General features: G+C 67.6%; 10 protein-coding genes. 8 read left to right on the forward strand and 2 right to left on the reverse strand.

Translation table 11 applies throughout. From position 1 onward, the window contains the following. From ACG2LG_RS22795 to ACG2LG_RS22810, 4 genes are all read left to right on the forward strand, one after another. Positions 1-288 (forward strand): OmpH family outer membrane protein (locus tag ACG2LG_RS22795; RefSeq protein WP_396263012.1); only part of this gene is annotated, 288 nt, incomplete at its 5' end. Next, positions 288-806, forward strand: a complete 519-nt coding sequence (locus ACG2LG_RS22800; RefSeq protein ID WP_396263013.1) for an RNA polymerase sigma factor — start codon at positions 288-290, stop codon at positions 804-806. The genes ACG2LG_RS22795 and ACG2LG_RS22800, both read left to right, overlap by 1 nt. Continuing rightward, on the forward strand, positions 803-1,138 hold the full coding sequence (locus ACG2LG_RS22805; protein ID WP_396263014.1) for a hypothetical protein: 336 nt from the start codon (positions 803-805) through the stop codon (positions 1,136-1,138). Before ACG2LG_RS22800 ends, ACG2LG_RS22805 begins: the two co-directional genes overlap by 4 nt. A 59-nt stretch (positions 1,139-1,197) precedes the next feature. Beyond that, positions 1,198-1,773, forward strand: a complete 576-nt coding sequence (locus ACG2LG_RS22810) for a zf-TFIIB domain-containing protein (RefSeq protein WP_396263015.1) — start codon at positions 1,198-1,200, stop codon at positions 1,771-1,773. Positions 1,774-1,803: 30 nt separating this feature from the next. Here ACG2LG_RS22810 and ACG2LG_RS22815 read toward each other — a convergent pair whose 3' ends face one another. Then, the gene (locus tag ACG2LG_RS22815) at positions 1,804-4,836 is read right to left on the reverse strand and encodes a family 16 glycoside hydrolase (RefSeq protein WP_396263017.1); all 3,033 of its coding nucleotides are present in this window, start codon (positions 4,834-4,836) and stop codon (positions 1,804-1,806) included. A gap of 155 nt (positions 4,837-4,991) precedes the next feature. Continuing rightward, the gene (locus tag ACG2LG_RS22820; protein ID WP_396263027.1) at positions 4,992-5,417 is read right to left on the reverse strand and encodes a SprT-like domain-containing protein; all 426 of its coding nucleotides are present in this window, start codon (positions 5,415-5,417) and stop codon (positions 4,992-4,994) included. Between the two features lie 165 nt (positions 5,418-5,582). Between ACG2LG_RS22820 and ACG2LG_RS22825 the strand changes: the two genes are divergently transcribed. Genes ACG2LG_RS22825 through ACG2LG_RS22840 form a run of 4 tightly spaced genes read left to right on the forward strand, consistent with a single transcriptional unit; the run spans position 5,583 to position 12,078 of the window. Next, positions 5,583-6,965, forward strand: coding sequence for a DUF58 domain-containing protein (locus ACG2LG_RS22825; protein WP_396263019.1), 1,383 nt, complete (start codon positions 5,583-5,585; stop codon positions 6,963-6,965). Positions 6,966-6,970: 5 nt separating this feature from the next. Next, the gene (locus ACG2LG_RS22830; RefSeq protein WP_396263021.1) at positions 6,971-9,073 is read left to right on the forward strand and encodes a transglutaminase family protein; all 2,103 of its coding nucleotides are present in this window, start codon (positions 6,971-6,973) and stop codon (positions 9,071-9,073) included. 60 nt (positions 9,074-9,133) lie between these two features. Beyond that, the gene (locus ACG2LG_RS22835) at positions 9,134-9,892 is read left to right on the forward strand and encodes an HAD-IIB family hydrolase (RefSeq protein ID WP_396263023.1); all 759 of its coding nucleotides are present in this window, start codon (positions 9,134-9,136) and stop codon (positions 9,890-9,892) included. Continuing rightward, a complete protein-coding gene (locus tag ACG2LG_RS22840; RefSeq protein WP_396263025.1) occupies positions 9,889-12,078 on the forward strand; it encodes an HAD family hydrolase in 2,190 nt (729 codons plus the stop codon). Before ACG2LG_RS22835 ends, ACG2LG_RS22840 begins: the two co-directional genes overlap by 4 nt. Positions 12,079-12,250 lie beyond the last annotated feature (172 nt).

Consider the following 12,250-nt stretch of genomic DNA (forward strand, 5'->3'; position numbering starts at 1 on the left):
TTCCTGCAGCGCCGCAACCAGGCGCTCAACGAGAAGATGGTGCAGCGGATGAAGGGGATCCTCGAGGAGATCCGCAAGCTGGTGGAGGAAGAGGCCAAGAAGGAGGACTACGACTACGTCTTCGACAAGTCGGGCATGAGCACCTCGCAGGTGCCGTTCCTGCTCTACACCAAGGACGCGACGGACATCACCGCCGTGCTGCTTGAGGACCTCAACAAGGACGCACCGGCAGAGACGGTGGAGGAAGATGCTGGCGCCGAGGGCGCTTCGGAAGTATCGGAGGAGTGATGGACGACATCCGCGCCCTGACCCGTGGTTTGCGCCGTGCCGATGAATCGTCATGGCGCAATTTCCATGAGTCGTACTACGACCTGCTCGAAGGTGTGGCGCGGGCGCGTGGCGTCGATCCGGCAGAGGTTCCGGACGTGATCCAGCGCAGCTATCTTCGCATGCTCCGGAACGCGAAGACCTTTGACCGCGAGTCGGACTTCCGGGCGTGGGTCTGCTGCGTGCTCCGGTCGGAAGTGATCGATACGGCGCGAGGCCGTGCCCGGCGCGCCGGGATGCTGGAGCGGGTGCGGGAATGGATTTCAGGAAAACCGGACGCCGGCCATGCCGGAGCCTTGCTCGAGGGAATGCCGGCGGCGGAACGGCGGTTGCTGGAGCGTCACTACACCGAGGGCTGGAGCCAGGCCGAGCTGGCGGCCGAGGCCGGCGTGTCGGTGAAAGCGATGGAGTCGCGGCTGGCGCGGCTCCGGATCCGGGCCCGGCAGTGGCTCGTCAACCAAGAGGAGATCAGTCGATGAAGGATGCCAAGGAACAGGTTTGGGAAGGATTTCGCGGAGAACTGCGTCGGCGCCGGGTGCGTCGCCGGGCGGCTGGATCCGCCGTGGTTCTGGGTGGTTTGGCGATGGCCGCCTGGTGGATGGTCGTGCCGCAGCCGGCACCGGCACCCCCGGCGATGGCCCAAATCGAGCCGCCCGCCGTTTCAGAAATCCCGCAGGCTCCGCCCCAGCTCGCGGTCTACGTTCACGATGCGGAGGGCATGCGGCTGGAACTGATCGATGCCGGCGCCATGACCACGGCGGCCCTGTCGATGAGCCTCGAGCCGGTGGTGTGGTCGGGCGAGTCGTGGTGATCACCGCGGAAAGTCTGCTCTTGTGAGGCTGCGGCGGGCTTCGCAAGCTGGGTCCGGCCATGCAGCACGCACCGACCTGCCCGAGATGCACCGACACCCAGCTGCGGACGATTTTCGTCGGGGATCTGACGCTCGACCAGTGCGATGGATGCGAGGGGGTGTGGTTCGATCCGAGCGAACTGCGCACGATACTGGACCAGGGCCGGGCAGTTTCGGCCGGCAGTGATCTGGAAAAGAGCCTTGAGACGGAGGTGGTCCGCGAGGAGGAAGCCGGCGGGGAGCATCTGACCTGTCCCCGATGCAAGGGCGGGCTGCGCCGCTATCACTACGGCTACTCCAGCGAGGTGCTGGTCGATGGCTGCGACCGCGGCTGCGGGGTGTGGCTGGATGACGGGGAGATCCGGATGCTCTTCGGCTACGCGGTGGAAGCCGCGAAGGAACTCGACCCGGAGACGGCCCGGATGATCAATGCCCGGCTCGATGCCCTGGCGGTCAAACGCGACGAACGCCGGGAGAAGTTCATCGACTCGCTGGTGAAGCTCGACGACGAGCCGGGGCCGCTGAGGCCCTTTGGCGTCGTCATGCAGGCCATCGCCGGTGCGCTCTTCAAGGCGCAGAAGAAGTTCCTGCCGTAGCGTTTCGGTGGAGGCCCGCCGCCGGCAGCCTCACTTCCCAAGCAGATACGCAAACAGGTCGCGCACCTCCTGGGCGTTCATCGAGTTGATCAGGCCGGCGGGCATGGGGGAGATGGGTGAGGGGGTGCGCTGGGTGAGTTCGGAGCGGGAGACCTCGACGGTTTGGGAGAAGTCGAAGGGATTCACGGCGATGATCATCTTCTCGTCCTTCTCGTCGACTTGGCGGCCGATCACCTGGCTGCCGTCCTCCTGGATGAACTGCTCGAAGTGGTACTGGTCGGAGACCTCCTTGCTCGGATCGAGGATGGCTTCGGCGAGGGCGCGGGCGTCGAAGCGCCCGCCCAGGGCGGTGAGGTCGGGTCCCGCCGCGCCGCCTTCGGAGCCGAAGCGGTGGCAGGCGGCACACATGCCGGCCTTGAACATGACGGCTCCATTCCCGGCGTTGCCTTTGCCGGCCTCCAGGGTCGCCACGACCTCGTCGGCAGTCCAGATGCGCCCGGGGCCTTTGGGTGAAGGCAGGTCAGCGAGCGGATTGGTGGACGGTGGCAGATCGCCGATCATCTTCCTTTCCTCCTCGGTGGCCCCGGCAAGCGCATCCTCGCGGATGCCCTTGATGAAGCCCCCGTAGCTGGCACCGCCCTTGTTCCGGGTCAGGCGGTCGAGCCAGCCGAAGTAGCGCTTCCGCTCGCTGGGCGTCCACGGGCCCTCGATCGTGCGCAGCGAGTAGGCGTAGTGGATGACCTGGCTCGGCGGCTGGTTCTCGAGCATGCTGAGGATGGTCTTGCCATAGCGGCCGTTGCGGGCGGCGAGCTCGGCCCAGTCCGGCTTCGGGTCGGGCGCGGCGGTGTCCATCGCCGCGAGCGTGCGGCCGACGATGCCGGGAGCATTGAGGTAGCACAGCATCCGGCACAGCTCGCGGTTGAGGGTGGCGTCGGTGGAGGGAAAGGACGAGTTGATGAGGTCAAGCATCGACTTCCTCTCCGCTCCCGTCGGCTCGCCCCCGCGGATGAAGGCAAGCCCGGCGGCGCGCAGCCACGCGAGCTTCTGCTGCTTGTTCAGCGAGACCCAGTCCAGCGCGCACAGCGACTGGATGATGGCCGGCTTCGATTTCTCGCCGTCCACCCGCGCAAGGCCGATCGCCTTGCCGATCACCGACCATGGATCGTTGCCAACCTCGGCAAAAGCTTCGGGGCCTTCCAGTTCCATCCGCGTGCGGGCGATGTAGCGCTCGACCCGGTCGTCGCTGGCGAGCGAGGGCCCGGCGATGGGCTCCGCGGCCGGGGTGCTGACGGGTTCGGTGCTCTCGTCGCCGATGTAGCGCACGCGCCACAGGGCCGACTTGATCTTGCGGCCGCCGGTGAGGAAGTACATCGCGCCGTCGTGGCCGATCGCCGCCGCGGTGTAGGGCATGCCCTGGCCGGAAATGAACTCGTCGCTGGTGGCGGTGAAGCCGGCGCCTTCGCGCTGCAGGTGGATCGCGTGGATCGTGCCGAAGGTCCAGTCGAAGGCGTAGAGGGCGTTCTGGTATTCCACGGGAAACTTCGCGCCCTTGCCGGAGAGCAGGGCGGTGGGCGAGCCGGGGCCGATGTCGTAGACCGAGGGCATACTATCTTCATAGTAGTCGGGCCACTTGCCGGTGCCGGTCCGCCAGCCGAACTCGGAACCCGGGACGACCTGGCAGATGCGGGTCGGGCGGTACCACGGCATGCCGAGGTCCCACTCCATGTCGGCATCGTAGGTGAAGAGGGTGCCGTCGGGGCCGAAGGCGAGGTCGTAGGGGTTGCGGTAGCCGATCGAGATCATCTCCCAGTCCGAGCCGTCGGGACGGAAGCGGGCCACCCAGCCGCCGGGGGCGCGGCGGTCGCGGGCGTGTCCGCGTGCGTCCGGACGGCTCGGAAGGAGCTGGTCTTCCTGCCACACCTCGGGAACCAGCGAGCGGTCGTATTCGGGCGGGTTGGTGTGGTTGCCGGCGATGAAGTAGATCCATTCGCCATCGGGCGAGGGGACCAGCGAGTGGGGGCCGTGCTCGCCCCGGCCCTGCAGCTTCTTGATCATCTCGATCTTTTCCACCTCGCCATCCCCGTCGGCATCGGTGATGCGGTAGACGCCTTCCTGGCCTCCGGCCCGTTCATTGACCGAGACGTAGAGCACTCCCTCGTGCCACAGCATCCCGTGCGAGCCGCCGATGCCGAGTTCGAGCCACTGGACCTCGGGCTTTTCGCCGGGAGTCACGCGGTAGAGGCCGCCGTACTGGTCGCCGCAGATCAGCCGGCCCTGAGCATCGACGGTCATCGAGACCCACGAGCCCTGCGATTTCGGAATGTCGTAGATCTTCTCGAGTTCGAAGCCGTCGGCGATCTCGATGCCCTCGGGGGCGATCCCGGCATTTTCCTTCGCCGGTGCGTCCTCGAGGACGATGTCCTTGAACTCGGCCTTCATCGGAGGGCCGGCGTGGAGCTGCAGCGCGAGCAGTCCCTTGAGCGAGCGCTTGTCCGGGTTGAGGTCGGTGATCTCGGCGGCCAGCGTGCCATTGACGTAGTGGCGGACGACATTCCCGCGGGCGACGAGGCGATAGGTGTTCCACTCGGCGAGGTCGACCTGATCGATCTCCAGCTTGGCGGTGACCTTCGGCTTGCCGCCGGCCGCCGGCAGCTCGACCTTCTGTCCGCGCAGGCACTGGATGCCGCGGCCCTGTTCCTCGTAGAGCATGCCAAGGTATTCCTGCTTCGGGTGCAGGTCCATCTGGTAGCCGCCGATGCGCCAGCCCTTGTCGCCGATCCGGCGGCTGCGGTACTGGACGCCCGAGTTGTTGCCGGTGACGCGCGCCTTGTAGCAGAGCGTGAAGTCGCCGGGTTCGCCGCCCTTCCAGATCAGGAAGGTGTTCTTGTCGACCTTGCGGTCGGCCTTGTCGGTCTCGCCGATGATCACGCCGTTCTCGACGCGCCAAAGGCGGGGATCACCGTCCCAGCCGGTGAGGTCCTTGCCGTTGAAGAGGTCCTTGCCTCCGGCGGCGACCGGCAGCAGGAAACAGAGCAATAATGCGAATCGGTTCTTGTGAAGCATGGCCGGACTCTACGTCGGCGCGGGTCGGGGCATTTCCGGAAAATCGCGGCAGGGAAAAAACTGGCGGGGAAGACCCCCTGAAGGAGGGACTACATACGCAACTGGCGCGCCGGTTCTGTTCGTAGTTCCTCCTTCAGGGGGTCTTGCCGCCCCGGTCATCCGGTCGTCGCCACCAGTAGGAACCTCCGATCAAACCGCCCTCCGGCGTGCTGGCGACAGCAGGGGAGGCAGGCGGCCTCGTGGCGCAGGCGGCGGGCACGGCGGACGACCTTGCCGCAGGCCGGGCAGGCATAGGTGAAGCGGCGCTGCTGGCGGATGCGCGGCAGCGGCAGTTGGTGGCGCGCGGGCTCGCCGGGGATCCCCAGCTCGGCGCAGGCGAGTTGCCATTCGGGGCCGTGCGGGGCGATCTTCCGGCGTCCGGCCCGGTTGTGCGCGACGAGGTGGGCGAGTTCGTGGAGCAGCGTGCGCCGGATCTCTTCTTCGTCGAAGTTCTTCAGCAGCGGGTTCAGCTCGATGCGGGCCTGCCGGCTCCAGGCCCGTCCGGCGCTGGTCCGGAGGCGCGGGTTCCACTCGACCCGCAGACGACCGGCCAGACGCGAAAGCCCGAGCGTGCGTGCGGCATCCACCGCAAGGCCGGTCCATCGTTCGTCGAGCACGGGGCTGGCTACCAAGCGGAGGCGGCGTTGGCAAATGTCGGCCGCATCCGCGCTGGAGCTTCCGCCCATCCACGCGATAGCTTGTTTGCAGTGAGTGGAAGATCGGCCGTCGAAGACAGGATTGAAGCGGGAAGGTTCAATTCTTGGCTTTATCCGTTCTACCACCGCGGCACGGCGGTCAACCAGTGGCTGCGGCGGAGGATCCGGCCGGCCGGGATGGGTCTCCTGCTGCTCGGGGTGGTGCTCGGCTGCCTCGCCGGCGGTCAGGCCTCCGATCCGGTCTTCCGCCTGTTCTCCTTCGGCTTCTCGCTGGGCTGCCTTTCGCTGCTGTGGCTGCCCTTCCGGCGGGTGCGGATCGAGGTGAAGCGCGACGTGCCCGCGCACGCGACGGTGGGCGAGCCGGTTCGCATCCGCTACCACGTGACCAACCGCGGCCGCAGCCTTCGCAACGCCTGGTTGCTGGAAACGCCGCCGGACCCGCGGCCGGATTTCGAGCGCTTCCTGCTGACCCCGGAGCCGGGCGAGTCGAAGCGCAACGCCTTCGACCGATTCTTCATCTACTACCGCTGGAACTGGCTGTGTGAAAGCCGGCTGATCTACGAGCCGCGTCCCAGTGAGCAGGCGCTCAAGCTGCGGCGGGGCGAGACGGGCAGCTTCGTCGCCGAACTGCTGCCGCGGCGTCGCGGGCTGGTGGCGCTCGACGACTTGCGGGTGCTGCTGCCGGATCCGCTGGGTCTCTATCAGCGCTGTCGCCGGGTCAAGGCCCCGGAGTCCGGCCTCGCGATCCTGCCGCGCCGCTACCGGCTGCCCCCCTTCGAGTTGCCGGGCAGCGCGAGATTCCAGCCCGGTGGCGACGCAACCTCGCGCAATGCCGGGCCGTCGGGCGAGTTCGTCGGCCTGCGCGACTATCAACCGGGCGATCCGCCGCGCCTGATCCACTGGAAAAGCTGGGCCCGCACCGGGCGGCCGATCGTCAAGGAGCTCGAGGACAGTTTCTTTCCCCGCCACGGACTCATCCTCGACACCTTTCCGGAGGCCGGGGACCTGGCCTTGTTCGAGGAGGCGGTTTCGGTGGCCGCGTCGTTCGTGTCGTCGATCGACACCCACGAGTGCCTCATCGACCTGATGTTCATCTCCGGTGCCGAACGGGTGGTCACCGCCGGCCGAGGGACGGGACGGGCCGAGTCGCTGCTCGAGGTGCTCGCGGGGGTCGAGTCGTCGCCGCGTCCGCAGTTCGACTCGCTGAGGAAACTCGTGTTGCGCCACTCCGAGGATCTTGCCGGCTGCCTGGCGGTGTTTTGCGGCTGGTCGGAGGAACGCCGCGAAATGCTCAGCCGCATTTCCGGGACCGGCATCGAGATCGCGGCGATCGTGGTCTGCGAGGAGGTGCCGGCCGCCCGGCCTCCGGGTGTGCATTTCGTGCGCGCGAGCCACCCGGCCGAGGACCTGATGCGACTGCCCGGAAAACTCTGAAGACCATGAGCCGATCGACCGACCCCAACCCACCGCAGCCGGCCCCGCGCCTGCTGCTGGGGGCGTCGTTGCTGCTGTGGGGAGGGATCACCGGGCGGCCGCTGGTCGGCCTGATCCTGGCACTGGCGGTCGAGGCGGCGCACTGGACGCGGATCCGCTGGGACTTCGGCGACCCGGCCTACCTGCGGGCCTGGCAGGTCTCGATCATGGGGCTGCTGGTCGTGACGGCGCTGGTGTGGCTCGACGGGTCGGCGCTTTCCGCGCTGCCGAGGACGATCACCTGGCTGCCGGTCGTGATGCTGCCGCTGCAGTTCGTCCAGAGCTACGGCATACGCCGTAGCATGTCGCTGGCGAACCTGTCGCTGTTCATGAGAAAACGGCGGGCGCATGCGCAGCGGCACGGGCTGCCGTTCCGCGACATCCGCTTCTCCTTCGACAACGTCTTCCTTCCGGGGACCCTGATCGCCGCGAGCCTCGGCGAGCACGCCCGTTCGCCGGTCTTCTTCCCGGCGCTGCTCATCCTGCTCGCGGTCGCGTTCTTTCCACGGATCAAGTCCCGCTTCGGCGCGGTCGCGATGCTCGGGCTGGCGGCGGTGGGGGGCTACGGCGGCGAGCGGGTGCTCGACTACGCCTACCGGAACTTCGTCCTCGGCAGCTACGACCCATCCTACCTCACCTACTCGCGCCAGACCCGCACCGCGATCGGCGAGCTGGGCGAGATCAAGCAGTCGCCGGCCATCCAGTGGCGGCTGATCCCGCGCCAGGGCGACCTGCCGAAGTTGCTGCGGATCGCCTCCTACAACGCCTATGTGAACACCTATTGGAGCGCGAAGCTGCCGGCGAGGGTCGACAGCGGCGAGAGCGAGGTGATCGACTTCGAAACGCTCGGGAACTTCGGCACCGATCCCGTTTACTGGATCACGGCGCAGGGTCAGGGGGTTTCAAACGAGGTCGCGACCCACGAGGCCCTGCCGCGCTTCACCATTCGTGGTGGCACCCCGCGCAAGGGGCTTTTCCCGATCCCGGGAAATGCGGCGAGCATGGTGCTGCCCAACCAGGACATCGAGATCAACCCCTTCGGCACCCTGCGGGTCGATCCGCGGCATCCGGTGGCCGACGCGCTGGTGCTGTGGGGCGACCCGATGATGACCGCGCTGCCGCCGTGGTCGAATCCGCGCAACCCCGGGAAGCCGTCGCCCGATCTTCAGGTGCCGGCGGTCGAGCGCGACGCGATCGCGCGCCTGGTCGAGCAGCTGGAGCTGCGCGGCAAGCCGCTGCCCGAGCAGATCTCGCGGCTGCGATCGCATTTCCTCAAGGAGTTCACCTACACGCGCTACCTTTCCTATCCGCGGCCGCTCGGCGAGGAGGAGCGCGGGCGTTTCGTCTCGATGTTCCTCGAGGAAACGAAGCGCGGGCACTGCGAGTATTTCGCGACCGCGACCGCCTTCATCCTCCGGGAATGCGGGGTGCCGACCCGCTACGCGACCGGATTCTCGGTGGTCGAGCGCGATCCCAAGAGCGGCGAAGCCCTGATCCGCGGAACCCACGGCCATGCCTGGTGCCTGGCGTGGGATGAGTCGCGAAAGAAATGGATCGATGTCGACCTCACCCCGCCCGACTGGACCGGGCTGGAGGCACCGCGGATGCCCGCCTGGCAGGGGCTGCTCGATCGTTGGCACATCCTGCGCGACAACATCCTCGTCTGGCGCAGTCAGCCGGGAAATCTCGGCATGGCGCTCGCCCTCATCTTCCTGCCGCTGCTCGCGGGGGCGGTGCTGATCGGGCGCAGGCTGTGGCGGTCGAAACGGCGGATCGGGCCGCAGCGCTCGCGCGCCGAGCGGCGGGCGGAACTCGCGCTTTCGCCCCTCGGGGCGCTGGAGAAACCCGCCACGCCCCTGCTCGGCGAGCGCCCGCTGGCCACTCCGCTGGCGCGCTGGCTGCGCGGGCTCCGGGGCTCGCTTGAGACGCCCGACCTGCTCGACGAAGCCCTCGCGCAGCACCAGCGGCTGCGCTTCGATCCACGGGCCGATGAGGCGGAACTCCGGCAGCAACTCGAAGCGCGGGTTCCGGTGTTGAAACGCCAGTTGCGGCGCATCAAGCCGGGCTGATCCGGGCAACCGGAATCCCTTTCCTTGGACGGCGGGGAGATCGCTGGTAGGCTCATCCCGATGCCCGAAACCAAGCGCGTGGCGCTCTTTTGCTCCGACCTCGACGGCACCCTGCTGGGTCTGCCGGAGGCCTCTGCGGATTTCCGGCGAATCTGGGATTCGCTGGGGGACGACCGCCCCGTCCTCGTTTACAGCACCGGCCGCCTGGTCGAGGATGCCATGCGCGTGATCCGTGCCGGCGGACTGCCCGAGCCGGACTACTACATCGGCGGGGTCGGCACCGTGATCCACGATCCGGGCGCGGGCGGGGTCATCCCGGACTACGCGGAGGCTCTCTCCGAAGACTGGGACCTCGCCAAGGCGATCGAGGTGGTCCGTTCCTTTTCCGGAATCGAGGAGCAGCCCGCCGAGCAGCAGAACGAGTGCAAGAGCAGTTGGTTCTGGCATGACGCCTCGCCGGCCGACCTCGACCGCTTGCGGGCCGCCTTGGACGAGGCGGGCGTGACGGCGCAGGTCATCTACTCCTCCGCCCGTGACCTCGACGTCCTGCCGCGCCGGGCGAACAAGGGCAATGCGTTGCGTTGGATCTGCGGGAAGCTCGGCGTGCCGCTCGACGAGGCGGTCGTCGCCGGCGACACCGGCAATGATTCATCGATGTTCCAAGTCGAAGGCGTCCGTGGCATCGTGCCCGCCAACGCCGAGCCGGAATTGATCGAGGCCGTCCGCGATCTCGACGCCTTTCGCGCCCGGGGTGAATGCGCGGCGGGCATCATCGAGGGCCTCATCCATCACGGAGTCTTTCCCCAGCACCGCTCATGAACCGCAAGCTCGACATTCTTCACTTCTCGCTCCACGGCCTGATCCGTGGCCAGAATCTCGAACTCGGCCGCGACCCCGACACCGGGGGGCAGTGCCTCTACGTGCTGGAATTGGTGAAGGCGCTCGCCCGGCACAAGGACGTGCGCCAGGTCACGCTGGTCACCCGGCGGATCTTCGATCCACGGGTCAGCGAGGACTATGCCGCGGCGGTCGAGGATCTGGGGAACGGGGCCGACATTCGCCGCATCGAGGCAGGGACCCGGCGCTACCTGCGCAAGGAGGTGCTGTGGCGCCATCTCGATGCCTTCATCGATGGCACGCTCGCGTGGCTGCGCCGCGAGAAGCGGGTGCCGGACTTGATCCATGCGCACTATGGCGACGCCGGGTATGTCGGCCGCCAGGTCGCCGCCGCGCTCGGCGTTCCCTTTGCCTTCACCGGGCACTCGCTCGGGCGGGTGAAACGCCAACGCCTCGTCGAGGGCGGGGTGGACGAGTCCACGATCGAACAGAAATACAATCTCGCCGTCCGCATCGAGGCCGAGGAAATGAGCCTCGACGCCGCCTCGATGGTCTGCACCAGCACGCGGCAGGAGGTCGATGAGCAGTATGCCCTCTACGAATGCCACGCCGAGGACCAGATGCGGGTCATCCCCCCCGGCGTCGATCTCACGCGCTTCGATGGTGCGGGCAACCGCGAGGCCTACGAGTCGGTGGATGCCAAGCTCGGTCGTTTTCTCCGCGATCCCTCCAAGCCCGCGGTGTTCACCATTGCCCGCGCCGACGAACGCAAGAACCTCGCCGGCCTGGTCCGGGCATTCGGGGCCAACGACTGGCTCCGCGAGCACGCCAACCTGGTCGTGATCGGCGGAAACCGCGACACGCTCAAGAACCTTTCGGCGGGCGCCCGCAAGGTGTGGAGCGAGTTGCTGCGGCTGATCGACGATCTCGACCTCTACGGGGTGTGCGCGGTTCCGAAGCAGCATGATTCCCCCGAGGTGCCGGAGTTTTTCCGCTGGGCGGCGGACCGCGGCGGGGTCTTCGTCAATCCCGCCTTCACCGAGCCCTTCGGCCTCACGCTGCTCGAGGCCGCCGCCGCCGGATTGCCGCTGGTGGCGACCAACGACGGTGGACCGCGCGACATTCTCGGCAACTGCGAGAACGGCATCCTGGTCGATCCCATGGACGACCAGGCGATCGGCGATGCCATCGAGAAGATCATTTCCGACCCGGCCCACCAGAAGGAGCTTTCGAAACGTGGCGGCAAGCGGGTGCGGAAGCACTACAGCTGGGACGCTCACGTGCGCGCCTACATGAAGGAGCTTGCCGGGATTCTGCCCAGGGAGCCGCGGCCCAAGGTGCCGGGCTCGCGCCAGTTCCTGACGCAGCGGGAACACTGGGCCTGCATGGATCTGCCGCCCCGGATCGAGAGCGAGGACCCCGGCCTGGTCGAGCGCTGGCGCGGGCTGTTCAACGAGGGGGAACTCGGCATGATTTTCGCCACCGGCCTTTCCTACAACGAGGCCCGCGGGGTGATCGAGCAACTGCAGATGCCCAAGCCCTCGATCCTGATTTCCGGCCTGGGCGCCGAGATTCATTACGGCTGGGAAACTCCCCATCGCGACGAGGTGTGGAGCCGTCAGGCGCGCCTGAAATGGGACCGCGATGCCGTGGTCGAGGCGATGGCCGACATCCCGGGCCTCACCCTGCAGCCGGAGGAACGACAGCACCCGCTCAAGGTGTCCTTCCTGCTGGATGAGGGGCAAAAGACGAGTCGCGCGGTCCTCCAGCGCCAGCTGCGCGAGGCCGGCGTCTCGGCCAAGGTGATGATCACTTCCGGGTGTTTCGTGGATGTCCTCCCCACGCGCTCCGGCAAGGACGTCGCCCTGCGCTACCTGGTCCACAAGTGGGGCATCGATCCCGCCCGGATCTACGTCTTCGGCACCTACGGCAATGACGCCGCCGCCATTCGCGGGCGCAACATCGCCGCGGTCGCCGCCGATGCCGATCCGGTGCTGCGGCGCATGCGCGAGCGCCCGCGTTTGTATCACTGCAACCAGCCCGGCCTGGCCGGATTCTTCGAGGGTCTCGAACACTACGGCTTCCTCGACCGGCAGCCGCCGCCACTTCCGGGTGAGGAGTTCACCAGCGAGGACGAGGAGGTCCCGCCGCTCGAACTGGGGCCGTAGGAATATGGAGAAGGGGTTTTCAACCCCTCATGGGTGAGTCGGGAAGAAGAAAGGAGCTGGAAGCTCCTTCTCCCATTTCACCCCAGCGGCGCGAGGAGCTTGGTGAGCACCGCGGGGTCGCGGGTGGCGGACTTGGCGGCGTCGGCGAGCAGCGCGTCGGCGAGCTGGCTCT

Origin of the sequence: Haloferula sp. A504, assembly GCF_044385805.1 — a bacterium.
Classification (GTDB): Bacteria; Verrucomicrobiota; Verrucomicrobiia; order Verrucomicrobiales; family Akkermansiaceae; genus Haloferula.

Bases quoted from the DNA above. Each gene is read 5' to 3' on its own strand.
- ACG2LG_RS22835 (WP_396263023.1), top strand. From the start codon at position 9,134: ATGCCCGAAACCAAGCGCGTGGCGCTCTTTTGCTCCGACCTCGACGGC.
- ACG2LG_RS22800 (WP_396263013.1), top strand. From the start codon at position 288: ATGGACGACATCCGCGCCCTGACCCGTGGTTTGCGCCGTGCCGATGAA.
- ACG2LG_RS22805 (WP_396263014.1), top strand. From the start codon at position 803: ATGAAGGATGCCAAGGAACAGGTTTGGGAAGGATTTCGCGGAGAACTG.
- ACG2LG_RS22840 (WP_396263025.1), top strand. From the start codon at position 9,889: ATGAACCGCAAGCTCGACATTCTTCACTTCTCGCTCCACGGCCTGATC.
- ACG2LG_RS22810 (WP_396263015.1), top strand. From the start codon at position 1,198: ATGCAGCACGCACCGACCTGCCCGAGATGCACCGACACCCAGCTGCGG.
- ACG2LG_RS22815 (WP_396263017.1), bottom strand. From the start codon at position 4,836: ATGCTTCACAAGAACCGATTCGCATTATTGCTCTGTTTCCTGCTGCCG.
- ACG2LG_RS22830 (WP_396263021.1), top strand. From the start codon at position 6,971: ATGAGCCGATCGACCGACCCCAACCCACCGCAGCCGGCCCCGCGCCTG.